This is a genomic window from Geodermatophilus pulveris, assembly GCF_900188375.1.
In the GTDB taxonomy this organism is placed as follows: Bacteria; Actinomycetota; Actinomycetes; order Mycobacteriales; family Geodermatophilaceae; genus Geodermatophilus; species Geodermatophilus pulveris.
Map to the genome: position 1 here is coordinate 105779 of NZ_FZOO01000004.1, position 22884 is coordinate 128662.

At 75.6% G+C, this 22884-nt stretch carries 24 protein-coding genes; 13 read left to right on the forward strand and 11 right to left on the reverse strand.

Annotation, left to right across the window (positions count from 1 at the left end; translation table 11 throughout):
* The 4 genes from CHB98_RS09700 to CHB98_RS09715 are packed head-to-tail and all read right to left on the reverse strand — an operon-like array spanning nt 1 to nt 2649.
* Nucleotides 1–285, reverse strand: a complete 285-nt coding sequence (locus CHB98_RS09700; protein ID WP_089305400.1) for a phosphatase RsbU N-terminal domain-containing protein — start codon at nt 283–285, stop codon at nt 1–3.
* Nucleotides 282–671 carry an STAS domain-containing protein gene (locus tag CHB98_RS09705; RefSeq protein WP_089305401.1) on the reverse strand — a complete coding sequence of 130 codons (390 nt, stop codon included), beginning with the start codon at nt 669–671 and terminating at the stop codon, nt 282–284. The genes CHB98_RS09700 and CHB98_RS09705 overlap by 4 nt, the downstream gene beginning before the upstream one ends.
* The gene (locus CHB98_RS09710) at nt 668–1573 is read right to left on the reverse strand and encodes an STAS domain-containing protein (RefSeq protein WP_089305402.1); all 906 of its coding nucleotides are present in this window, start codon (nt 1571–1573) and stop codon (nt 668–670) included. The genes CHB98_RS09705 and CHB98_RS09710 overlap by 4 nt, the downstream gene beginning before the upstream one ends.
* Nucleotides 1570–2649 carry a sigma-70 family RNA polymerase sigma factor gene (locus CHB98_RS09715; RefSeq protein WP_245821045.1) on the reverse strand — a complete coding sequence of 360 codons (1080 nt, stop codon included), beginning with the start codon at nt 2647–2649 and terminating at the stop codon, nt 1570–1572. Before CHB98_RS09715 ends, CHB98_RS09710 begins: the two co-directional genes overlap by 4 nt.
* A gap of 301 nt (nt 2650–2950) precedes the next feature.
* On the opposite strand from CHB98_RS09715, the gene CHB98_RS09720 reads away from it, so the two are divergent.
* Nucleotides 2951–3241, forward strand: coding sequence for a hypothetical protein (locus CHB98_RS09720; RefSeq protein ID WP_089305404.1), 291 nt, complete (start codon nt 2951–2953; stop codon nt 3239–3241).
* A gap of 99 nt (nt 3242–3340) precedes the next feature.
* On the opposite strand, the gene CHB98_RS09725 is transcribed toward CHB98_RS09720, so the two are convergent.
* Entirely contained in the window at nt 3341–3685 is a 345-nt protein-coding gene (locus CHB98_RS09725) for a DUF8129 domain-containing protein (RefSeq protein ID WP_089305405.1), read from the reverse strand.
* Between the two features lie 138 nt (nt 3686–3823).
* Between CHB98_RS09725 and CHB98_RS09730 the strand changes: the two genes are divergently transcribed.
* Genes CHB98_RS09730 through CHB98_RS09755 form a run of 6 tightly spaced genes read left to right on the forward strand, consistent with a single transcriptional unit; the run spans nt 3824 to nt 7140 of the window.
* Nucleotides 3824–4957, forward strand: coding sequence for a baeRF2 domain-containing protein (locus tag CHB98_RS09730; RefSeq protein ID WP_089305406.1), 1134 nt, complete (start codon nt 3824–3826; stop codon nt 4955–4957).
* A gap of 5 nt (nt 4958–4962) precedes the next feature.
* Nucleotides 4963–5220 carry a DUF2795 domain-containing protein gene (locus CHB98_RS09735; RefSeq protein WP_089305691.1) on the forward strand — a complete coding sequence of 86 codons (258 nt, stop codon included), beginning with the start codon at nt 4963–4965 and terminating at the stop codon, nt 5218–5220.
* A gap of 1 nt (nt 5221) precedes the next feature.
* On the forward strand, nt 5222–5446 hold the full coding sequence (locus CHB98_RS09740) for a hypothetical protein (RefSeq protein WP_089305407.1): 225 nt from the start codon (nt 5222–5224) through the stop codon (nt 5444–5446).
* A gap of 23 nt (nt 5447–5469) precedes the next feature.
* Nucleotides 5470–5823: an acyl-CoA thioesterase gene (locus tag CHB98_RS09745; protein ID WP_281251858.1), complete on the forward strand. Its 354-nt coding sequence runs from the start codon at nt 5470–5472 to the stop codon at nt 5821–5823.
* A 1-nt stretch (nt 5824) separates the two neighbouring features.
* Nucleotides 5825–6697 (forward strand): alpha/beta fold hydrolase, encoded by an 873-nt coding sequence (locus CHB98_RS09750; RefSeq protein WP_089305409.1) that lies wholly within the window; start codon nt 5825–5827, stop codon nt 6695–6697.
* Between the two features lie 20 nt (nt 6698–6717).
* On the forward strand, nt 6718–7140 hold the full coding sequence (locus tag CHB98_RS09755) for a ChaB family protein (RefSeq protein WP_089305410.1): 423 nt from the start codon (nt 6718–6720) through the stop codon (nt 7138–7140).
* A gap of 7 nt (nt 7141–7147) precedes the next feature.
* Here the strand turns inward: CHB98_RS09755 and CHB98_RS09760 are convergent, their stop codons facing one another.
* Nucleotides 7148–8458, reverse strand: coding sequence for a M24 family metallopeptidase (locus CHB98_RS09760; RefSeq protein ID WP_089305411.1), 1311 nt, complete (start codon nt 8456–8458; stop codon nt 7148–7150).
* Between the two features lie 47 nt (nt 8459–8505).
* On the reverse strand, nt 8506–9645 hold the full coding sequence (locus tag CHB98_RS09765) for a GGDEF domain-containing protein (protein WP_245821046.1): 1140 nt from the start codon (nt 9643–9645) through the stop codon (nt 8506–8508).
* Nucleotides 9646–9834: 189 nt separating this feature from the next.
* Here CHB98_RS09765 and CHB98_RS09770 point away from each other — a divergent pair, with 189 nt between their 5' ends.
* Together CHB98_RS09770 and npdG are read left to right on the forward strand one after the other, a co-directional pair.
* On the forward strand, nt 9835–10017 hold the full coding sequence (locus tag CHB98_RS09770) for a hypothetical protein (protein WP_089305412.1): 183 nt from the start codon (nt 9835–9837) through the stop codon (nt 10015–10017).
* A 123-nt stretch (nt 10018–10140) separates the two neighbouring features.
* Nucleotides 10141–10836, forward strand: a complete 696-nt coding sequence (npdG, locus tag CHB98_RS09775; protein ID WP_089305413.1) for an NADPH-dependent F420 reductase — start codon at nt 10141–10143, stop codon at nt 10834–10836.
* A gap of 788 nt (nt 10837–11624) precedes the next feature.
* Here the strand turns inward: npdG and panB are convergent.
* On the reverse strand, nt 11625–12455 hold the full coding sequence (panB, locus tag CHB98_RS09785) for a 3-methyl-2-oxobutanoate hydroxymethyltransferase (RefSeq protein ID WP_089305415.1): 831 nt from the start codon (nt 12453–12455) through the stop codon (nt 11625–11627).
* The gene (locus tag CHB98_RS09790) at nt 12452–14281 is read right to left on the reverse strand and encodes an NAD+ synthase (RefSeq protein ID WP_089305416.1); all 1830 of its coding nucleotides are present in this window, start codon (nt 14279–14281) and stop codon (nt 12452–12454) included. Before CHB98_RS09790 ends, panB begins: the two co-directional genes overlap by 4 nt.
* A 138-nt stretch (nt 14282–14419) precedes the next feature.
* Between CHB98_RS09790 and glnA the strand changes: the two genes are divergently transcribed.
* From glnA to CHB98_RS09810, 4 genes are read left to right on the forward strand one after another with little or no spacing between them, the layout of a single operon-like run.
* Entirely contained in the window at nt 14420–15760 is a 1341-nt protein-coding gene (gene glnA / locus CHB98_RS09795; RefSeq protein WP_089305693.1) for a type I glutamate--ammonia ligase, read from the forward strand.
* 40 nt (nt 15761–15800) lie between these two features.
* The gene (locus tag CHB98_RS09800) at nt 15801–16553 is read left to right on the forward strand and encodes a type 1 glutamine amidotransferase (protein WP_089305417.1); all 753 of its coding nucleotides are present in this window, start codon (nt 15801–15803) and stop codon (nt 16551–16553) included.
* The gene (locus tag CHB98_RS09805; RefSeq protein WP_089305418.1) at nt 16550–19657 is read left to right on the forward strand and encodes a bifunctional [glutamine synthetase] adenylyltransferase/[glutamine synthetase]-adenylyl-L-tyrosine phosphorylase; all 3108 of its coding nucleotides are present in this window, start codon (nt 16550–16552) and stop codon (nt 19655–19657) included. The genes CHB98_RS09800 and CHB98_RS09805 overlap by 4 nt, the downstream gene beginning before the upstream one ends.
* A gap of 44 nt (nt 19658–19701) precedes the next feature.
* On the forward strand, nt 19702–20046 hold the full coding sequence (locus CHB98_RS09810; RefSeq protein ID WP_245821047.1) for a CDGSH iron-sulfur domain-containing protein: 345 nt from the start codon (nt 19702–19704) through the stop codon (nt 20044–20046).
* Here CHB98_RS09810 and CHB98_RS09815 read toward each other — a convergent pair.
* Together CHB98_RS09815 and CHB98_RS09820 are read right to left on the reverse strand one after the other, a co-directional pair.
* Nucleotides 20043–21593 (reverse strand): methyl-accepting chemotaxis protein, encoded by a 1551-nt coding sequence (locus tag CHB98_RS09815; protein WP_089305419.1) that lies wholly within the window; start codon nt 21591–21593, stop codon nt 20043–20045. The two genes, CHB98_RS09810 and CHB98_RS09815, sit on opposite strands and share 4 nt — an antisense overlap.
* 144 nt (nt 21594–21737) lie before the next feature.
* A complete protein-coding gene (locus tag CHB98_RS09820) occupies nt 21738–22748 on the reverse strand; it encodes an iron-containing redox enzyme family protein (protein ID WP_089305420.1) in 1011 nt (336 codons plus the stop codon).
* Nucleotides 22749–22884 lie beyond the last annotated feature (136 nt).

Genomic DNA, 22884 nt, shown 5'->3' on the forward strand with positions numbered 1-22884 from the left:
TCAGGGGTGCAGCGGACGACGGACCATGTCGTGACTGGCCAGGACCTCGACGAGGAAGTCCGACGCCGCCCGCGCCACCTCGGGCACCTCGTCGGCAGGGCAGTCCTGCAGCACCTCGAGGAGCAGGTCGTGGTGCACGCGGACGATGTCCAGCAGGCTCAGCGCCGTGCCCAGGGTGCCGCGGCCCAGGGACCAGCCGGCGGCGAGCGCGGACTCCCCCGGGCGGGCCAGGTACCGCAGGAACGCGGCGCGGTAGTTGCGGCGCAGGTCGGCCTCCGCACTCATGGCCGCTGCGCCGTGGGGTCACGCGCGCCCCGGTCCAGCTCCGCCAGTCCCTCCTCCAGGTCCAGTGCGGTGACCACCCGGCCGGTGTCCATGCCCAGCTGGACCATGGCGAACGCGACGTCCGGTTGGATCCCGACGATCACGGTCACCGCCCCGCGCAGCCGGGCCATCTCGGCCATGTCCCGCAGCGTCCGGGAGGCGAAGGAGTCCAGGACGTCGAGGGCGGCCACGTCGATGACCACCCCGCGTGCCCGGTCGGAGCCGATCCGTTCCACGAGGTCGTTCTGGAAGCGCACCAGCTGGGAGTCGTCCAGGGCGGTGTGGACGGACGCGATCAGGTACGGGCCCTGCCGCAGGATCGAGAACAGCCGCGGGCCGTCGTTCACGGCCCACCGTTCCCGTCCTCACGGGAGACCGCGTACCCCAGCAGCCGCTCGGCCTCCTCGAGGCCGCCCTGCAGGTCGCCGATGGTGTTCATCTTCGACAGGTCGACACCGATGGTGACCAGCGTCTGGGCGATCTCCGGGGACAGCCCGGTGATGATCACGCTGGCACCCATGAGCCGCGAGGCGTCGACCGTCCGCACCAGGTGGTTCGCGACGGACTCGTCGACGTCCGGGACGCCGGTGATGTCGACGACGACGACCTTGGCCCGGTGGGTCCGGATGCCGCTGAGCAGCTGCACCGTCAGCTGCCGGGCCCGCTCCCGGTCGAGCACCCCGATGATCGGCAGGATCAGCAGCCGCTCACGGACCGGCAGCACCGGGGTCGACAGCTCGCGGATGGAGTCCTGCTGCTGCCGGATGACCCGCTCGCGCTCCTCCACGAAGGAGACGGCCACGGTGTTGGCGATGCGGTTGGCCGCCGGCTCGTAGGCGTCGAGCACCCGGTTGAGCAACGCGAAGTCGCGCTGGTACTTCTCGAACAGCGACCTGGCGAGGACGTCGCGCAGCAGGAGCACGATGCCGACGACCTCGTGGGTCTCCACGCCCCGCGGGATGATCCGCTCGGAGAGGTCGCGGGCGTAGTGCTGCAGTGCCTCCACGCTGCCGGTCTCCAGGACCTCGACGTAGTTGTCGTAGACGAGCGTGGTCTCGGCGGACATCTCCTGAGCGGTCATCGCCTGCAGGAGGTGCGCCTCCCGGATGCGGCCGACCCACTCCTGACGGAGCCGGGTGCGGTGCTCCCGCAGGTGCGCCACCAGCTGCGGGAGGAGGTCCTCCTCGTCGAGGGCGCGCGGGGGGCCCGTCGGAGCCACGGTCGCGCTCGGGTCCTCGTACCTGGTCATGCCTCTCCCCGCCACCTCGTCATCGTCACCGTCGTGCCGCGGCCGATCTCGGAGACCACCGCGAACTCGTCCATCAGCCGCCGTGCGCCCGGCAGCCCCAGCCCAAGCCCCCGGTAGGTGCTGTAGCCGTCCTGCAGCGCCTGTTCGACGTCCGGGATCCCGGGGCCCGCGTCGCGGGCGACGATGGAGATCCCCGTCCTCGGCTCCTGCAGCTCCGCGACGACCACCTCGCCGGAGTCGGCGAAGCGCACGATGTTGCGGGTCATCTCCGACACCGCCGTGGCGATCAGCGTGACGTCGGTGGCGGAGAACCCCAGCCGGGTCGCCACCTCCCGGGCGGCCTGCCGGGCGGCCACGACGTCGGCATCGGTGCGCACGGCGACGCGCACCGCGTCGTCCCGGGAGCGCCCGCGTCCCATGAGGGGCTCGGAGAGTCGCGCGCACAGGTCGCACTCCAGCATGTGGCGGGCGGCGTCGACCTCCCGTTGGCGACGGCGGTCGCCGCCGGAGATGGCGAGCAGCACCGGACGGCAGCGCTCCGTGGGCGGCTCCGCCCGCTCGGAGACGAGCAGGTACTCCACCCGCAACCGGGCGCGGGTGCGGTTGAGCTGGGCGGCCACCGCACCGGCGGTGGAGCCGAGCTCGGCCGCCAGCGACCGGGTGTCCTGACCGGACACCTCGTGGGCCAGCAGCGTCGTCCGCTCGCGGTCGGAGAGCCGGGTCAGTGCCTCCGCGACGGCGGTGCGGTCCTCGCGGGCGAGGACGTCCTCGTCGGGCGCCTGCGGAGGCCGCAGGTCGACGACGCGGTGCTGGTGCCGTCGCTGTCGGTCCTGGTCCCGCCACATCGAGGCGACCGTGTTGCGCGCCGTCACGATCGCGTAGGGCTCCAGCAGCCCCGGCTCCACGCGGCCGGCGGCGGCGAGGACCCGGGTCAGCGTCTCCTGGACCAGGTCGTCGGCGGTCGCCGGATCGGGGACGCGGGACGCGACGATCCGCCGGACCAGCGGGATGAGCGCTGCGACGTCCGCAGATCCGCGGTCGCCTGCCCCGCTCTCCACCGGCTCGCCGGACACCACCCGCGAGACGGTACGCCCGGGGACCCGGATGACCCCGCTCCCTGGACGCCCTCGCCTCCCCCGCATGACGAGGAGGCCGGGGATCGCGTCGGCCGGCCCCGCCGACGCGCCGGGACGCGGGGACCCCGTCCGGGCAGCGACGACACCGGACCGGAACGGGGAGGAGGGACCCGGCCGGGCCGGTCGTCCGCCCGGGCGGGCTCGTCATCCGCCCGGGAGGGCGACGTCTTCACGGGTGCGGTGCCGTACTCCCTCCGGCCAGAGGCGCCGGGCCGGCACACGAGCAAGGAGGCTCCCCCTGATGAACACATGGGCACGCAAGGCCGTCGTCCCCGTCTTCGCCGCCGCCGCCGTGGTGGCCGCTGCCACCCCCGCCGCCGCACAGCAGCAGGACGGCCTGGTCAACGTCGCCGTGGGCGACGTGACGGTCCTCGAGGAGGTCAGCATCGGGGTGGCGGCCCAGCTCGCGGCCCAGGTGTGCGGTGTCGACGTCGGGCCGGTCGCCGTCCTCGGCACGGCCGTGGACCGCAGTGGCGCCGACCGCACCGTCTGCGAGAGCGACCAGGGGGACGTGGTGCTCACCCAGAACTGAGCACCACCGGCCGGCGGGCCCCGACCCTGTCCGCCGGCCGGCCCGGCTCCCCGCATGGGACGCCGCGGGCAGTGCGGGGCGACGGGGGGTGGGCCCGGATCAGCCGGTGGAGCGGGGCTGGGCGGGGTTGGTCGGGTCGCCGTGGGACGGCGGGTTGACCGGCGGGCCCGACGTCGCCGCGGACACCTTCGAGCCGCCGGCTGCCTGCGCCGGGTCGTCCGCGGCCGGGGTGGCCGGGTCGCCGCCGGAGGGCTGGGCGCCGTCGCGCAGGTCCGCCAGCCGGGCCTCCATGATCGTCACCACCTGCAGCCGGTCGGCGTGCGCCCGCTCGTACGCCAGCAGCGTCTCCAGCCCGGCGGCGTCGAGGGTGCGGATCCGCGACGCGAGCCCCTGCACGGGGAGGTGGTCGTAGTCGGGCAGCGGCAGTTGGTCGTGCTCGGTCATGGCCGGTCCACCTACCCCCGGCCCGCCGGATCACACCGGGTGTGAGGGCACGGCCGGTGGGTAGGCGGCGGGGGAGACCCGGCGTCCGGGAGTCCGGCGCCGACGAGCCCACCGCGATCGAGGAGTGCTCCCACCCCCATGGACGTGTCCTTCCTGGCGCCGGTGTTCGCCGCCCCTGGGCCGTACGCCACGGTGTGCGCCGACGTCACGCACACCACCGAGAACGCCGACACCGAGCTGGAGCTGAAGGTCCGCGCCATCACCGAGCAGCTCGAGGGGCAGGGGGCGCCGGAGCCGGTCGTGCAGGCCGTCCGGGACCGGCTGCTCGAGGGCAACGAGGGCGGGGAGGCCGGCACCCTGCGCGGCCGCGCCGTGGTCGTGGCCGCCGACGGGTCCGTGGTGCTCGACGAGGTGCTCGCCGACGTGCCGCGCGACCCGGTCGTCGAGTGGGCCGCGCAGCCGCACCTGCTGCCCGTCCTGCGCCAGCTGGCCGGTCGCGTCCCGCACGCCGTGGTCATCACCGACCGGGCCGGCGCCGACGTCTCCGTGGCCTCCCTGGCCGGGCACCCCGAGCTCGAGCAGCAGGTCGAGGGCCGGACCTTCCACATGCGGAAGGTCAAGGTCGGCGGGTGGGCGCACAACACCTACATGCACACCGCCGAGAACCAGTGGGAGGAGAACGCCGGCCTGGTCGGCGACGAGCTCTCCTCGCTGGCCCGGCGGCTGCCGCTGCGCTTCGTGCTGGTGGCCGGCGACGTCCGCGCCCGGCAGATCCTGACCGACACGGCGAAGGGCACCTGGGCCGACCTGGTCGTGACGACCGACGAGGGCGGCCGGGCGGCCGGCGCCGACCGCGAGGTGGTCCAGCGGCGCGCCGCCGAGCTCGTCGCCGAGTACGAGGCGCACGACGAGGCCGACGCGGTGGAGAAGATCCAGTCCGCGGCCGCGCACGGGCTGGCGGTCACCGGCACGCCATCGGTCGTCGAGGCGCTGCGCAAGAGCCAGGTCGAGACACTGGTGCTCGCCGACCGGCCGGACGACGAGGAGCTGGTCGTCGGCCCCGACCCGCTGCTGCTCGGCACCGGGCAGGGCGACATGGAGGCCCTCGGCGTCCAGGACGCGCAGTCCGTGCCCGCCGACCGGGCGCTGGTCGCCGCGGCCGTGGCCAGCGACGCCGGCGTGGTCGTCGTCCCCCGCTCGGCGATGCCCGGCGACATCCCCGTGGCGGCGATCCTCCGCTACACCGACGACTCGACCCCGAAGGCGCAGTGACCGACATGACCGATCCCCACCAGCCGGGCACGCCGGCCGGCACCTCCTCCGGCGACGTCGACCGTCGCGCCGCCATCGCCGAGGCCCTCGGCAAGGAGGTCTGGCCGGCCGACCGGGACACCCTCGTGGCCCGGGCCCAGGAGGCAGGCGCCCTCGATGGCGTGCTGGCCGACCTGCGCCGGCTGCCGTCGGGCCAGCAGTTCGCCAACGTGCAGGACGTCGCGCGGGCGCTGGGCATCGGCACCGAGCAGCAGCGGTTCTGACGTGACGACGCACAAGGAGCCCAGTCCCGAGGCGCGGGCCAACGTCACCCGGCACAACGTCGAGACGCGGACCAACCCGGTGCTGCCCGAGGAACGGGATGCCGGCCTGGAGGAGCGGGCCGCCGAGCTGATCCTGGCCGAGTCGGAGGAGCGGACGCTGCACCCCGACCCGGACGACGCCCAGGGCGGCCACCGGCGGTCCGAGGACACCGCGGACCTGCCCTGAGCGCGCACGAGCACACCGTCCAGCTGCGCTGGTCGGACCCGGACTCCCTCGGCCACGTCAACCACGCGCGGGCGCTGAGCCTGATCGAGGACGCCCGGCTGGCGATGGCCGAGGGCGACCGCGGGGTCATCCTGGCCCGGCTGGAGGTCGACTACCTGCGGCAGCTGTACTACCGGGTGGGCGAGCGGCTGTGCGTGCGCAGCACGGTCACCCGGCTGGGCACCCGGTCGCTCACCGTCCACCAGGAGCTGCTGCAGGACGACGCGGTCGCCCTCCGCGCGGACGTCGTCATGGTGCTGTTCGACTTCGACACCGACACCAGCCGGCCGATGACCGACGCCGAGCGCGCGCACTGGTCCCGCTACGCCGAGACCTGAGGTGACGTTCTTCCCCGGGTTCGAGGAACTCCGGGTCGACGGGGCGGACGGCGTCCGGCTGCGGGTGCGTGTCGGTGGTTCCGGTCCGCCGGTGGTGCTGCTGCACGGGCACCCGCGGACCCACACCACCTGGCACCGCGTCGCCCCGTTGCTGGCCGCGGCGGGGCACACCGTCGTGTGCCCGGACCTGCGCGGGTACGGCCGGTCGTCGAAGCCGCCGACCACCGACGACCACGCTCCCTACTCCAAGCGGGCGATGGCCGGTGACGTGGTGGCGATGGCGCGTGGCCTGGGCCTCGGGCGCTTCGCCGTCGTCGGGCACGACCGGGGCAGCTACGTCGCGCTCCGGACCGCACTGGACCACCCGGACGCGGTCACGCACCTGGCCGTCCTCGACTGCATCCCGATCGTGGAGCACCTGGACCGCGCCGACGCACGGTTCGCCGCAGCGTGGTGGCACTGGTTCTTCTTCGCCCAGCCCGACAAGCCCGAGCGCGCCATCCTCGCCGACCCCGACGCCTGGTACGGGGGAGACCCCGCGGCGATGGGGGTGCAGAACCACGCCGACTTCCGGGCCGCGGTGCGCGACCCGGCCGTGGTGCGGGCCATGCTCGAGGACTACCGGGCCGGGGTCACCGTCGACCGGGCCGCCGACGAGGCCGACCGGGCCGCTGGACGGCGGGTCGCCTGTCCGACGCTGGTGCTGTGGTCGGCGCACGACGACCTCGAGCAGTTGCACGGCGACCCACTGCACATCTGGGCGGGCTGGGCGGACGACCTGCGCGGTGGCGGGCGGGTCGACAGCGGTCACCACATGGCCGAGGAGGCCCCCGGACAGGTGGTCGCCGCGCTCGTCCCGTTCCTCGCCGGGTGATCCCGGGTACGGCAGGGAGCATGCCGAAGACGACGAAGAGCGGGGACGCCAAGCAGGACGAACTCCCCAGCACGCTGCAGCGGTCCGACGAGAAGGCCCAGCGCACCTTCGCCAAGGCGCACGACTCGGCGGCGGACTCCTACGACGACGAGCGGCGCGCCAACCAGGTGGCCTGGGCCGCGGTCAAGCACACCCACGAGAAGGTCGGCGACCACTGGGAGCCGAAGGACCACAAGGGCCCGTCGGACGACCAGGCCGCCGGCGGCCGGGACACCGACCGGGAGACCAAGGGCGGCGTCGACGCGAACGCCACCAAGGAGCACCTGATGGAGCTCGCCCGGCGGCTGGACGTCAGCGGCCGGTCGACGATGAGCAAGGAGGAGCTGGTCGACGCCGTCAAGAAGGCCAGCGACAGGGAGACCCGCAGGGCGCGGGAGAGCTGAGGGCCGCTCAGGTGGCGGGGATGAGCAGCAGCTCGATCTGCCGCTCGCCGAGGTAGCGCACGCCCTCCCCGGTCAGGGCCACGCCTTCCTCCAGCGCCATGCGCACCGGTTGCCCGCCCCACTCGGGCACCGGCACCCGCACGCACAGCTCCAGGGCGTAGACGGTGTCCGGGCACAGCACGCGGTCACCGGCGCCGGGGACACCGCGCTGGTCGTCCCAGCGGCCGATCGCCGGCCCGGCCCCGTGCCCGTGCACGCCCACCGGGTGGGAGTAGATGTCGCCGTCGATCCCCTCGGCCGCGGCGGCGCGCCGGGCCGCGGCCAGCACCTCGTTCCCGGTGCGGCCGGCGACCAGCTCCGCGGTCGTGAGGTCCTGCAGCCGGTTGCCGACGGCCAGCGCCCGCCGCAGCCCCGCCGGCGCGTCGGTCTCCCCGGGCCGCAGCACGTACCCGTTGCGCTGGCTGTCGGTCTTCAGCCCCAGGCTGCCCAGCCCGACGTCGCAGTGCACCAGGTCGCCCGGCTGCACCGGCTCGTCGTAGCCGACGGCGGGCAGGAGCGTCCCCTGGCGGCGCAGCGGCGGCACCCCGGCGCGCTGCAGGTCGACCACGGGGTGGAACCACGGCTCGCAGCCGAGGTCGGCCAGCCGCTGGCGCAGCCACCAGGCGAGGTCGGTGGCGGTGGAGACGCCGGCGGTCAGGACGGCGGGGGAGAAGGCCTCCTCGACCACCTCCACCACCCGACGGTTGAGGCCGTCCATCGTGGCGATCTCCTCGGGCAGCCGCGTCTCCAGCCACCCGACGGCGAGGTCCTCCGCGGACACCAGCCGGTCGGCCCAGGGGCCCAGCGCCTCGGTGACCTGCTGGTGCTCGGTGTGCGACAGGCCGTCGGCGAGCGCGGAGTCCGCCGACACGTCGACGCCGATCCGCCGCGGCGCCGCCTGCTCCACGAAGCGCCGCACCTCGGCCCACTGGGAGTCCTCGGTCCGTCCCCGCCCGTCGTCCTCCGGTGACCAGGCCGGGAGGAACTGCCCCACCGGGTACCGGGAGACCGCGGCCGCGGTGACGCCGTCGTCGCTGCGGTGCAGCACCAGGATCGTGCGCCGGCGGGCCGACAGCCAGGTCGCCGGCAGCAGCGTGGCCAGCACAGGGTCCTCGTTGTACTCGCGGCCGACCACCAGCCACAGGTCGATGCCGGCCCGGTCCATCAGGTCGGGCAGCAGGTCCAGCAGGCGCTGGGTGAGCCACCGGTCGCGGACGTCGGCCTGCTCGCGGAGCGGCAGGGGCACCGTCCGGGTCGGGTCCGGCGCGACGAGCGGCATGGGAAGAGTGGAGCAGACAACCGCCGTCCCCACCGGGCGAGCCGGAGTCAGCCGGCCGCCCGGCTGGGCGGCGGGACGCTGTCGTGCCGCCGCGCGGTGCGCTGCCGCGGCAGGACGGCGGCCACCCGGTCACGCCCGGCCTGCTTGGCCTCGTACATGGCGCCGTCGGCCCGGTCGACCAGCCGCCACATCGCCGCCGCGGCGTCCTCGCCGTCCACCGGCCGGGTCAGCGCGACCCCGATCGAGGCGGTCACCGTGTGCCCGCCACCCGAGCGGCTGGCGGCCACCGCCCCCCGGAGCCGCTCGGCCAGCCGGCGTGCCTCGACCGGGTCGCCGACCAGTCCGAGCACGATCATCTCCTCGCCGCCCGTGCGCGCCAGCACGTCGTTCGGGCGCACGCTGGCCGCCAGGGAGGCCGCCACCGCCTGCAGCACGGCGTCGCCGGCGGCGTGCCCGTGGGCGTCGTTGAGCTGCTTGAAGTGGTCGAGGTCCAGGACCATCGCGACCACCTGGGACCCCTCCCGGCGCGCCTGCCGCCACACCCGCGGCGCCTGCTCGACGAGCACCCGCCGGTTGGCCAGCCCGGTGAGCGGGTCCTGGTGGGACAGCGCCCGGGTGGCCTCCAGCAGCCGCTGCACCCGGCGGCGCAGCACGTGGACGCCGGCGGCCGCCGCGTTGAGGATCCCGGAGTTCACGGCCACCTGGACGGCGAGGGCCAGCGGGTCGTCGTAGCTGCCCCACATCCCCAGCAGGCAGGCCAGCACGATGGCCGCCATGTTGACCCCGAGCATCCCCGGGCCCAGGAACCAGGCCGCGACGAACGCCGGGAACAGCAGCATCAGCGGGGTGGCGTAGCGGACCGGGTCCTCGATGCACAGCGCGATGACGACGTAGACCAGGTCGCCGAGCAGCACCAGCCCGAAGGTCTCCCACCGGCCCACCCGCCGGAAGACGCCCAGCCACGCCGCCAGGGCCATCAGCAGCAGCATCGTGCCGCCGTACACCCAGCGGGAGGTGCCCTCGCGCAGCACCCCGTCGACGAGCAGGTTGAGCAGCCCCATGGTCGCGCCCAGGAACAGCAGCCCGGCGAGGGTGAGCGCGGCGACCTGGCGCTCGACCCCGCGACCGGCATCGAGGTCGGTCGCCCGCCGCCGTGTGTCGGTGCCCTTGCGTCGCCCCCCGGTCACGAGGTGCAGCATGCCGTACACAGGTGGTTGTCAGGGAGTCCCCGACCATCACCGGGACGAGCGGTCCCGGCCACCGGGACGCTCGACGGCGCGCCCGGCCGGTGCCAGGGTGACGGCCGTGTCCCACCCCGGACCCGGCAGGGTCGTGGACCTGGGCGGGGCCCGGGGACGACCGAGGAGGAGGCGCACGTGGCGCAGGGACCGTGGTTCTACTGCCTCAAGCACCACACCGTCGAGGACCGGGACGGTTGCGCCGAGCGGCACCGTCTCGGTCCGTACGAGACCCGCGAGGAGGCCGAGCACGCGCTGCAGTCGGTGGCCGAGCGCGAGGAGCGGCTGACCGCGGAGGACCGCCGCTGGCGGGACGAGTGACGACGGGCCCCGCCCCGATCCCGCGCGGGCCCGGGACGGGACCCTGACGCGGGGCCGTTCCAGTCCGTCACCAGGGGGCATGATCGGCGGGACGCCGGGCGGTCCGGCGGCGGGAGGTGGCACGTGTCGGACGCACGCTCGGTGGAGGACCTGGTCGTCGGGGTGCTCGGCGGCACCGGTCCGCAGGGCCGGGGGCTCGCCGTCCGGCTGGCCGCGGCCGGGCAGCGGGTGCTGCTGGGCTCCCGCGAGGCCGGCCGGGCCGGTGAGGTGGCCGCCCAGGTCGCCGAGCGGGCGGCCGCGGCGTCCGGGGGCGGTGAGGTCTCCGTCACCGGCGGCGTCAACCTCGACGTCGCCGGCGCGGCCGACCTGGTGATCGTCGCCGTCCCCTACTCCGGGCACGCCGACACCCTGGCCGGGATGGCCACGCCGCTGGCCGGGAAGGTCGTCGTCGACTGCGTCGTCCCGATGGCCTTCGACGAGCTCGGCGCCTACGTGCTCGACGTGCCCGAGGGCTCGGCGGCCCAGCAGGCCGCGGCGCTGCTGCCCGACTCGCACGTGGTCGGCGCCTTCCACCACCTGTCCGCGCGGCTGCTCGAGGACCTCTCCACGCCCACCCTGGACGGCGACGTGATGGTCGTCGGCGACGTCCGCGAGGCCACCGACACCGTGCAGGCGCTGGCCGGCCGGCTGCCCGGCATGCGGGGCATCTACGCCGGCCGGTTGCGCAACGCCCGCCAGGTGGAGGCGCTCACCATCAACCTGGTGTCGGTGAACCGCCGCTACAAGGCCCACGCCGGCATCCGCGTCACCGACGTCTGAGCCCCGGCGCCCTCTGCGGGCGGGATCCGGGCCCTGCGGGCGGGATCAGGCCCGCAGGCCCCGGAACCCGGGCGCAGCGCGGACCGCCCGGTGTCCACAGCCGGGTCCGCCGTCCACCGGTCACCGCGCGGCCCGCCCCCCGCGGCACCGGTGGACCACCGTGGCGCCATGGACCCGTGGCTGCCCCCCGACCTGCTGCTCCGCCGCGCCGCACTGCGCAGGGGCTGGTCGGACGAGGAGATCGCCCGCGACCTGAGGACCGGCGCCCTCACCCGGCTCCGCCCCGGCGCCCACCTGCCCGACGCGTCCTCCGTGGACGCCGCGCGGCGGCACCGGCTGCTGGTCGCCGCGACGCTCGACGCCCTGCGCCGGCCGGCCGTGGTCAGCCACCAGTCCGCGGCGGTGCTGCTCGGCATGCCGCTGGGGGGTGCCGCTGGGGCGGGTGCACGTGACCCGGCGGCCACCGGCGTCCAGCGAGGTCGGCCGGTACCTGCGCTGCCACGTCGCCGCGCTGGCCGACGACGAGGTGGTCACCGTGGACGGCGTACCCGTCACCAGCCCCACCCGCACCGCGCTCGACCTGGCGCGGACCCTCCCGGCCGAGCCGGCCGTCGCCGCCCTCGATGCGGCGCTGCACGCCCGGCTGCTCGACCACGACCCGCTGGTGCAGGCGCTGCGGGGGATCGCCGGGACGCCGGGGTGCCGGTCCGCGGCCCCTCGGTGCGGTTCGCCGACGGGCGCAGCGGGAGCGTCCGCCCGCAGAGCAGGACAGCCGACGCCGCGGGCGGCTACTCGAAGGAGTGCTCGGGGCCGGGGAAGGTCCCGTTGCGCACCTCGTCGGCGTACTCGCGGGCCGCCCGCAGCAGCTCGCCGCGGAGGTCCGCGTACTTCTTCACGAACCGGGGCACCCGCCCGCCGGTCAGCCCGGCCATGTCCGGCCAGACCAGCACCTGGGCGTCGCAGTGCGGGCCGGCGCCGATGCCGATGGTCGGGATGGCCAGCTCCGCGGTCACCTTGGCGGCCAGCTCGGCGGGCACCATCTCCAGGACGACGGCGAACGCGCCGGCGTCCTGCACCGCGTGCGCGTCGGCCAGCAGCCGGTCGGCGCCCGCGCCGCGGCCCTGCACCCGGAAGCCGCCGAGGGCGTGCTCGCTCTGCGGGGTGAAGCCGATGTGCGCCATCACCGGGATGCCGGAGTCGTGCAGCAGCCGGATCTGCGGGGCCACCCGCTCCCCGCCCTCGAGCTTGACCGCCTGCGCGCCGCCCTCCTTCATCATCCGGACGGCGGTGCCGAAGGCCTGCTCCGGCGAGGCCTCGTAGCTGCCGAACGGCAGGTCGGCGACGATCAGCGAGCGCGTCGTCGAGCGGGTGACCGCCCGGGTCATCAGCAGCAGGTCCTCGACGGTGACCGGCACGGTCGAGGCGTGCCCGAGGACGACGTTGCCCGAGGAGTCGCCGACCAGCATCACCGGGATGCCGGCCTCCTCGAAGACCGTCGCGCTGGAGGTGTCGTAGGCGGTGAGCATCGCCCACCGTTCGCCGCGTTCCTTGGCCTGCTGCAGGTGGTGCACCCGCACCCGGGCGGTGGACCCGCCCCCGTAGAGCACCGACTCGGTCATGCCCTGGCTCCTTCGCGGACGGTGGGCAGGCTCTCCCGCCACCGGTTGGTGACGGGCAGCCGGCGGTCGCGGCCGAACGCCTTGAGCGAGATCTTGGTGCCGGGCGCGGACTGCCGGCGCTTGAACTCCGCGGCGTCCACCAGCCGCAGCACCCGGGCGACCACCTCCGGGTCGTGGCCCCGTTCCAGCAGCTGCGCCATCCCGAGGTCGCGGTCGACGTAGTCGGCGACGACCGCGTCGAGCTCCTCGTAGGAGGGCAGCGAGTCGCTGTCCACCTGCCCGGGCGCGAGCTCGGCCGACGGCGGCTTGTCGATGGAGTCCTGCGGGATCGGCTCGGTCTCCCCGCGCTCCCGGGCGTGCGCGTTGCGCCAGCGGGCGAGGTCCCACACCAGCGTCTTGGGGACGTCCTTGATGGGGGCGAACCCGCCGGCCGAGTCGCCGTAGAGCGTCGAGTAGCCGACGGCGATCTCGCTCTTGTTGCCGGTGGTCAGCAGCAGGTGGCCGTGCTGGTTGGACAGCCCCATGAGCAGCGTGCCGCGCACCCGCGCCTGCAGGTTCTCCGCCGCCACCCCGGACAGCTCCACCGAGGAGTGGTAGGCGTCGACCATCGGCGCGATCGGGACGACCGACCAGTGCAGCCCGGTGCGCCGCGCCAGGTCCTCGGCGTCGGCGAGGGAGTGCTCGCTGGAGTACCGGGACGGCAGGCCGACGCCGTGCACCCGGTCGGCGCCCAGCGCGTCGACTGCCAGCGCCGCGCAGACCGCGGAGTCGATGCCGCCGGACAGCCCGAGCACCACCGACGGCATGCCGTTCTTGTCGATGAAGTCCCGCAGCCCCACGACCAGCGCCCGCCAGACCTCCTCGTGGTCCGGCAGCGGCCCGGTCAGCACCGCCGGCCGGGGGTCGAACGCCGGCACCGGGTCCTCGGACAGCACGTGCCGGGTCACCGTCATCGGCCCGATCCGGCCCGCGCGCCGCTCGGGGACGGCCGACGGGTCGATCGACAGGTCGACGCACATCAGGTGCTCGACGAACTGCGGCGCGCGGCCCAGCAGCTCGCCGTCCGCCGCCACGGCCAGCGAGTCGCCGTCGAAGACCAGCTCGTCCTGGCCGCCCACCTGGTTGCAGTAGACGACCGTCGCGCCCGCCTCGGCCGCGCGGCGGCGGACCAGCGGCAGGCGCAGGTCGTCCTTGGCCCGCTCGTAGGGCGAGGCGTTGGGGGACAGGACGACGTCGACGCCGGCCTGCCCGGCGACCGCGCACGGCCCGCCCTCGACCCACAGGTCCTCGCAGACGGTCAGCGCCAGGTCCACGCCGTGCAGCCGCACCACGGGCAGCTCGGTGCCGGGCACGAAGTAGCGGGCCTCGTCGAAGACGCCGTAGTTGGGCAGGTGCCGCTTGTAGTAGCGCACGACGACCTCGCCGCCGTGCAGCAGGGCCGCGGCGTTGCGCGGGGCGCCGCGGCGCGGGTTGGCGTCGGCCGGGCGGTCGTCGTCCCCGGGCATCGACTCCGCCGGTGCCGGGCCCGGCCCCTCGGTGTGCGCGAGGTAGCCGACGACGACCGCGACCCCGCCCAGGCCCCGGGCGTCCAGGTCGGCCGCCAGGTCGACCAGCGCGGTCTCGCTGGCGCGCGCGAAGGACTCGCGCAGCACGAGGTCCTCGGCCGGGTAGCCGGTCAGCGTCATCTCGGGGAACACGACGACGTGCGCGCCGGCGCCCGCGGCGTCGGCCGCCCAGCGGGTCACCAGGGCGGCGTTGCCCTCGACGTCGCCCACGCGGGTGTCGACCTGGGCCAGGGCCACTCGGAGCTGCACGGGTCCGGTCACGCGTCCATCCTCGTCCGCGTCGGCGGCGAGCGGCCAGGCGGGGCCGCGGCGCGGTCACCGGTGTGTCCACGGCGCGGACCGGGCAGGCTGGGGGCGGACGTCACCTGACCGAAACGAGTGGACACGATCATGGCGAGCATGGACCGACAGCAGGAGTTCGTCCTGCGCACCCTCGAGGAACGCGACATCCGCTTCGTGCGGCTGTGGTTCACCGACGTCTCCGGCTACCTCAAGGCCGTGGCCGTGGCGCCGGCGGAGATCGAGGCGGCCTTCGCGGAGGGCATCGGCTTCGACGGCTCGGCGATCGAGGGCTTCGCCCGCGTCTACGAGTCCGACATGCTGGCCAAGCCCGACCCGGGCACGTTCCAGGTGATGCCCTCGGCCAAGGGGCAGCCCAGCGACACCGCCCGCATGTTCTGCGACCTCACCCTGCCCGACGGGTCGCCGTCCTGGGCCGACCCCCGGCACGTGCTGCGCCGGGCGCTGTCCAAGGCCGCGGACATGGGGTTCACCTTCTACACCCACCCCGAGGTCGAGTTCTTCCTGCTCAAGGACCTCCCCACCGACGGCCACCCGCCCGAGCCGGCCGACAACGGCGGCTACTTCGACCTGTCCACCCACAACGTCGCCCACGACTTCCGCCGGGAGGCGGTCTTCGCGCTGGAGGCGATGGGCATCTCGGTGGAGTTCAGCCACCACGAGGTGGCGCCCGGCCAGCAGGAGATCGACCTGCGCTACGCCGACGCGCTGTCGATGGCCGACAACATCATGACGCTGCGGCACGTCGTCCGGGAGGTGGCACTGGCCCAGGGCGTGCACGCCACCTTCATGCCCAAGCCGTTCACCGACCTGGCCGGCTCGGCGATGCACACCCACCTGTCGCTGTTCGAGGGCGACGGCAACGCCTTCCACGACCCGGCCGACCCGATGCGCCTGTCGGCCACCGGCAAGCAGTTCATCGCCGGGCTGCTCACCCACGCCAAGGAGTACACCGCCGTCACCAACCAGACGGTGAACTCCTACCGGCGGCTGCTGGCCGGCACCGAGGCGCCGACGGCGGCGACCTGGGGGCGGGCCAACCGCTCGGCGCTGGTGCGGCTGCCCTCCTACAAGCCGAACAAGGGGCAGTCGGCGCGGGTGGAGGTGCGCTCGCCGGACTCCGCGTGCAACCCCTACCTGACCTTCGCGGTCCTGCTCGCCGCCGGGCTGCGGGGCATCGAGAAGGGCTACGAGCTCACCGCCGAGGCCGAGGACGACGTCTGGTCGCTCACCGACACCGAGCGCCGCGCGGCCGGCTACGAGGACCTGCCGGTGTCCCTCGGCGAGGCGCTCACCGCGATGCAGGGCAGCGAGCTGGTCGCGGAGACCCTCGGCGAGCACGTGTTCGAGTTCTTCCTGCGCAACAAGTGGGCCGAGTGGAACGCCTATCGGCAGAACGTGACCCCCTGGGAGCTCACCCGCTACCTGCCCGGCCTGTAGCGGCCGGGACCGGCCCGGGCCGGGAACTACGCTCGGCGCCATGCCCGGCGCCCCCGCCCGCCTGCTCGTCGTCGTCCCCTCCGAGACCGACCCGCCCGCGCGGCTGGGCGGCTGGCTGGCGCGGGCCGGGCTGGAGCTCGACGAGCGGCACCTGGGCACCGGCGACCCGCTCCCGGCGACCCTGGACGGCGCCGACGGGCTGCTGGTCCTTGGCGGCCCGCAGTCGGCGCTGGACGACGAGGCGACCAGCCCCGAGCTGACCGGCGTCCGCCGGCTGCTCGCCGAGGCGCTGCGGGCCGACCTGCCGACCCTGGCCGTCTGCCTGGGCGCCCAGCTGCTGGCCGAGGTCGGCGGTGGCCGGGTCCGGGAGGGCGTCGAGGGGCCGGAGGTGGGCGCCACCCTGGTCGCCAAGCGGGACGCCGCGGACGCCGACCCGCTGTTCGGCCCGCTGCCGATGACCCCCGACGTCATCCAGTTCCACCACGACGAGATCGCCGAGCTGCCGCGCGGGGCCACCCTGCTGGCCAGCAGCCCCGTGTACGCCCACCAGGCCTACCGCGTGGGCCGGCACGTGTACGGCGTGCAGTTCCACATCGAGACGACGCCGGAGGTCGTCGAGGAGTGGGCCACCCGCGACACCGTCGGCGTGGCCGCCAGCCGCCTCGACCAGGAGACGGTCATCGCCCGCTCCACGGCGGTGCACCCCGACCTCGAGGAGGTGTGGGCGCCGTTCGCCGCTCGCTTCGCCGACCTCGTCCGCAGCCGTGCCCGCTCAGGGGCGGCCACGCCGTGACCGCCGGCGCACCGGAGGTCCCCCGACGGGCCGTCGTCCGGCTGGTGCGCTTCGGCTTCGTCGACGGCGAGCGGGCCGCCCGGCTGCTGTCCGAGCCCGCGATGGGACTGTGGGACCTCGAGCGCAACGAGCCGGCCGACCCCGAGGCCGGCCCGGTCGTGGCGGCCGTCGCCCGCACCGGCGACCCCGACCTCGCCGTCCGGTCGCTGCGCCGGCTGGTGGAGGCGCTGGACGCCGCCGACCCCACCGGCGGCTCGGCCGCCGCCCTGCTCGCCCGGCTGCGCGGATCGGCGCTGCTGCGCTCCCGGCTGCTCGCCGTCCTCGGCGCCAGCTCCGGCCTCGCCGACCACCTGGCCGCCCACCCCGCCGACTGGGCCGTCCTCGACGACGACGACGGCCGCGGCCCCGCCCGGCCCACCCCGCAGGCGCTGCAGCGGCAGATGCTCGCCGCCGTCGGCGCCGACCCCGACGACCCGCCGTGGGGCGTGCGGCTGGGCCGCGGCGCGCCGGACGCCTCCCCCCAGCGGGTCGCCGGCCTGCGGGAGGCCTACCGCCGCGCGGTGCTGTCCCTGGCCGGCCGCGACCTCGGCGAGGGCCTGCCCGCCGAGGACGTCGCCGCCGAGCTCGCCGACGTCGCCGCCGCCGTGCTGACCGCCGGCCTGGCCGTCGCGGTCGCCGAGCAACCCGCCGACGCCGCCGCCTGCCGGCTGGCCGTCATCGGGCTGGGCAAGTGCGGCGGCCGGGAGCTCAACTACGTCAGCGACGTCGACGTGGTCTTCGTCGCCGAGCCGGTCGACCCCGCGGACGCCGACCCCGCGCCCGCGCTGCGCAGCGCCACCCGGGTCGCCGCGGCGCTCATGCGCGTCTGCCGCGAGGCGGCCTGGGAGGTCGACGCGGCGCTGCGCCCCGAGGGGAAGGCCGGCGCGCTGGTCCGGACCCTGCACGGGCACGCCGCCTACTACCGGCAGTGGGCCAGCACCTGGGAGTTCCAGGCGCTGCTGAAGATGCGCCCGGTCGCCGGCGACCCCGACCTCGGCCGCGCCTACGTCGAGGAGCTGTTCCCCCTGGTGTGGCAGGCCGGCGAGCGGCCGGGCTTCGTCGCCGAGGTGCAGGCGATGCGCCGCCGGGTCCTGGACAACATCCCGCCCGCGCAGGCCGAGCGCGAGCTCAAGCTGGGCCGCGGCGGGCTGCGCGACGTGGAGTTCGCCGTCCAGCTGCTGCAGCTGGTGCACGGCCGGGTGGACGTGCGGCTCAGGGTCGGGGGGACCCTCCCCGGGCTGCACGCGCTGCGCGCCGGCGGGTACGTCGGCCGCGCCGACGCCGACACGCTGATCGCCTCCTACCGCTTCCTGCGCACCGTGGAGCACCGGCTGCAGCTGCTCCGGCTGCGCCGCACCCACCTGCTGCCCACCGACGACGCCCAGCTGCGCTGGCTGGCCCGCTCGCTGGGCTACAAGCCCGACCACCGGGGCGACGCGGTCGCCGTCCTGGACGCGGAGCTGTCCCTGCACACCCGCGAGGTGCGCCGGCTGCACGAGAAGCTCTTCTACCGGCCGCTGCTGTCGGCGGTGGCCAAGGTGCCGCCGGAGGCCGCGCAGCTGGGCTCGAAGGCCGCCGGCGACTGGCTGCGCGCGCTCGGCTTCGCCGACCCCGACGGGGCGCTGCGGCACATGGCCGCGCTCACCGGCGGGGTGTCCCGGTCGGCGTCGATGCAGAAGTACCTGCTGCCGGTGGTGCTGCAGACCCTCGCCGACTGCGCCGACCCCGACGCCGGCCTGCTGGCCTACCGCCGGGTGAGCGAGGCCCTCGGCGGCAACCAGTGGTACCTGCGGCTGCTGCGCGACGAGGGGCAGGTCGCCGAGCGGCTGGCCCAGCTGCTGGGCTCCAGCCAGTACGTCGCCGCGCTGCTCACCCGCACCCCCGAGGCGCTGCGGATCCTCGCCGACGACGAGCAGCTGCGCCCGCGCACCGCCGAGGCGCTGACCCGGGCGTGGGGTCAGGCCGCCGGGCGGGCCCCGGACCCCGCCGCCGGCGTGCGCGTGCTGCGCGGGCTGCGCCGGCACGAGTTGCTGCGGGTGGCCGCCGCCGACCTGCTCGGCATGCTCGACGTCGCGCAGGTCGGCCGGGCGCTCACCGACATCGCCGTCGCGGTGCTGCAGGTCGGCCTGGACGTCGCCGTGCGCGCGCACGCCGCCGAGGCGGGCACCGCTCCCGGTGACCTGCCCACCGACGTCGCCGTCATCGGCATGGGCCGCCTCGGCGGCGGGGAGATGGCCTACGGCTCGGACGCCGACGTGCTGTTCGTGCACCGGCCTCGGCCGGGTGCGGACGACGCGCGGGCGACCGCGGCGGCCAACGCGGTGGCGCACACGCTGCGCCGGCTGCTCGGCGAGCCGGCCCCCGACCCGGCCTTCGCCGTCGACGCCGACCTGCGGCCGGAGGGCCGGCAGGGTCCGCTGGTGCGCAGCCTGGACTCCTACCGGGAGTACTACGAGCGCTGGATGTCGGTGTGGGAGGTGCAGGCGCTGCTGCGCGCCGTCCCGGTCGCCGGCGACGAGGCCCTCGGGACGGCGTTCACCGAGCTGGCCGACCCGATCCGCTACCCGGCCGCCGGGCTCACCCCCGAGCAGGTCGCCGAGATCCGCCGGATCAAGGCCCGGGTGGAGCGCGAGCGGTTGCCCCGCGGCGCGGACCCGACCACGCACACCAAGCTCGGCCGCGGGGGGCTCTCCGACGTCGAGTGGACCGTGCAGCTGCTGCAGCTGCAGCACGCCGCCGGGCGCCCCGGGCTGCAGGTGACGTCCACCGTCGCCGCCCTGCAGGAGCTGCGCGAGGCGGGGCTGCTCGACGGGGACCAGGCGGAGACCCTGCAGCGGGCGTGGGAGCTGGCCGGCCGCGCCCGCAACGCGGTCTTCCTGGTGCGCGGGCGGCCCAGCGACCAGCTGCCCCGCCCCGGCGTGGAGCTGGCCGGCGTCGCACGGGCCAGCGGCTACGGCCCCGACGCCGAGCCCGGGCAGTTCCTCGACGACTACCGGCGGGCCACCCGCCAGGCGCGCGGCGTCGTCGAGCAGGTCTTCTACGGCCAGCCGCCGGCCGGCGCCTGACCCCGGTGGGTGTGCCGACCGCCCCGGCGGGGCAGGGGGAGAGGGTGTCCCAGCCCGCGCCCGCCGACGACCCCGCCCACGACGCTGCCAGCGACCCCGACGAGGCCGCGCTGCGCCCCGGCGGGGCCACCATCACGCCCTACCGGGACGGCCCGCTGATCGTCCGCGGCGACTTCCGGCTGGTCGACCAGGACGGCGGCGAGATCGACCCCGGCCGGGAGACCGTGGCGCTGTGCCGGTGCGGCAAGTCCGGCATCAAGCCGTTCTGCGACGGCTCGCACAAGCGCGCAGGGTTCGCCGCCCCCAGCGCCCCGAGCCGCCCCCGCCCGGCCGCCCGCATCGTGCGGGAGGTCCGGCGGGAGGGCGCCCCGGGCGCCGACACCCCCTAGCGTCCCTCGAACCTCCGGGCCATCCGCTCCTGGGCCTCGAGCGCCGCGTCCATCCGGGCCTGGACGGCGTCGAGCTGACCGATCACCTCGCTGGTCGCATGGATGCCGGCTGCCACCGACCCGGTGCTGGTCTGGATGCCGGTGATCTGGGCGGCGACCCGCTGGGTGGCCGCGGCCGTCTCCCGGGCGAGGTCCTTGACCTCACCGGCGACGACGGCGAAACCGCGGCCCAGCTCGCCGGCACGGGCGGCCTCGATGGTCGCGTTCAGCGCCAGCAGGTTCGTCTGTTCGGCGATCGAGGAGATGATCCGGATGACGTCGCTGACGGAGGCGGACGCCTGGCTCAGCGCACCCACCTCGCCGGTCATCGCCGAGGCCCGGGCGACGGCGTCCTCGGCCACCCGGCCGGCATCCGCGGCGGCCGCCCGGAGCTGGGCGACCGTGTCGAGCAGGGCCCGCGCGTTCTCGGCGTCCTGCTCGGTGCGCTGCAGCACCTCGATGCGCTGGGAGACCAGCTGCTGGACGTTGCGCAGCGCCGAGGCCCGCGACTCGGACAGCTCAACGGTCTCGGTGGCGAAGAAGTCCATGGTCCCCGTGACGCGGCCGTCCACCTCGACGGGGAAGCACACGCCCGAGCGGACGCCGGCCCGCTGGGCGGCGGGTGCCCGGACGCAGTCGGTGACGTCGGCGAGATCGCGGACGGAGACGAGGTCACGCGCCCGCCAGGCGCGGCCGGAGAGCCCGACGCCCTCGGCGACGCTCGCGGCGAGGGTGACCCGCCGGAACTCCTCGCCCGCCGTCCCGGACTCGACGCCGAAGCGCAGCACGCGTTCCTGCTCGTCGAGCTCCCAGTAGGAGCCGTAGGCCCACCCGAACGCGGCGCGGACTGTGTCGAGGGCCGTCCGCACCGCCGCGCCAGTGGTCGAGGCCTCCCCGAGGCGCTTGGCCACCTCGGCGACGGCCACGCGGTCGTCGACGGCCTCGCGCAGCGCGACCGTGGCCACCGCGCCCTGCCGAGCGTGGGCGGCCACCCGGCTCAGCGACGTCCACTTCTGGCCGCGGGCGCCCAGGAACGGCAGCGGGAAGTCGGCGTAGAACTCCTGCAGCGCGACGAGCCGGTCGCCCGTGGAGACGGGCAGCCACGCTCCCTCCGGGGCGCCGACGGCCGCGGCGGCATCTCGGCGCCGGGCTGCGTCGGGCCCGCCCTCGCCGCTGGCGACGGCCACCCGTGTCGCGGTCGCCCGCTGCACCAGGGTCGACGTCGCGGGCAGCGGGGCGACGCTGCGCGGGTCCCGTGCCAGCCTGCCGGCCAGCCGGCCGAACTCGCCGTCGAGGCGGAACCCGCCGGAGGGCTCGACGAGCCAGACCGCGGCGTACGGCAGCTCCAGCGCCTCGCCGAGGGCCCGGACGACGCACCGGTGCGCGTCAGCCTCGCCGGTGACACCGGCGTCGAGCGCCTCGAGCACGTGCTCGAGGGCCTCGCTGTCCCGCGGCGGCGGGCCCGTCGGTCGGGCGACCGCCGGTGTGCGGCTGCTGCGGATCCTCATCGGTGTCCCCCTGGTGTTCCGGCCCTCCTCTCATCGGCAGCCGGACGGGAGAGTCCAGCCGGACCGGTCCGCTGGTGACGTGCCGGGACGGCCCCTGCAGGGTCGCGTCGCGAGCTCACGAGCGGTGGGGCAGGGGGTCCTCCATCAGGCCGCGAGGGGGCGCTCGCCGTGCAGAGCCGACCGGCCGGCCTCCCAGGCGCCGAGCAGGTGCCGGGCGGCCAGGTCGTCCATGGCCAGCGAGCAGGCGGCCCCGAACAGGACGTCGGCGGCCAGCTCGGGCTCACCGGCGACCAGCGAGCCGCACATGTCCACCGAGGCGATCTGCTCGTGGACGGCGTCGGCCTCCACGTGCTCGTCGTAGAACACCGTCGTCGGCCCGCCGAAGCCCAGCCGGCGCAGGCCCGCCGCGTAGCGCCGGGAGGGCTCGGAGGAGGTCATCTCCACGCAGGTCAGGTGCCCGAGCGCCGCGCCGCGCCACCGCCGGTGCAGCCCGAACAGCGACATGGTGTTGACCGAGGCGAACGCCACGGCGGGGGCGTCGTCCCACAGGGCGCCGTAGCCGGCGTCCAGCCCGAGGTCGCGCATCATGCCGGCGAACAGCTCGCTGTGCATGCGCTCCGCGGAGCCGCCGCCGTACTCGTCGGCCTGGATCTCCACCATCGCCGCCTTGGTCCGCCCCGACAGCCGGGGGAGGGCGAAGGTGTGCGGGTCGGCCTCCTTGAGGTGGTACACCGACCGCAGGGTCAGGTACTCCCGCCACTGCTCCAGCGAGCCGCTGCGGGCCATGTAGCGCGACAGGGAGGGCCCGTCGTCGGCCGCGACGAGGGCGGTGAGCTGCTGGTCGACCGGCTCGCCGGTCACCTCCGGGTCGCCGACCAGCGCGCGCAGCCCCGCGGTGTGCGCGCGCTCCAGGGAGGCGCGGAGGCGGAGCAGCTCCGGGTCCCACTCCCAGGCCTCGTCGACGCCGTCGAAGCCGCGGTAGTGCAGCTCGTAGCAGATCGCGAGGGCGAGCTGGAGGTCCTCGTCGAGCAGCGGGTCGGCCGCGGCCGTCGCCGCCCGCTCCGCGAGGTCGGCGGTGGCGGGGGACAGGGTGCCGGTGGCGAGGTCGGTGCACAGGGCGCGGGTCAGCGGGCCCCTGGGCTCAGGCAGGCGCATGGACCCACCCATGCCCAGGTCCGGGGCCGTCGATGCACGTCGGCGGTGTGGTGTGCACCCGGCCGTGGAGGGGGTCCACCGGCCGGAACGTTGCGATCCTGCGTCGATGTCCGCGGACGTGTTCGGTCCGGCGCGG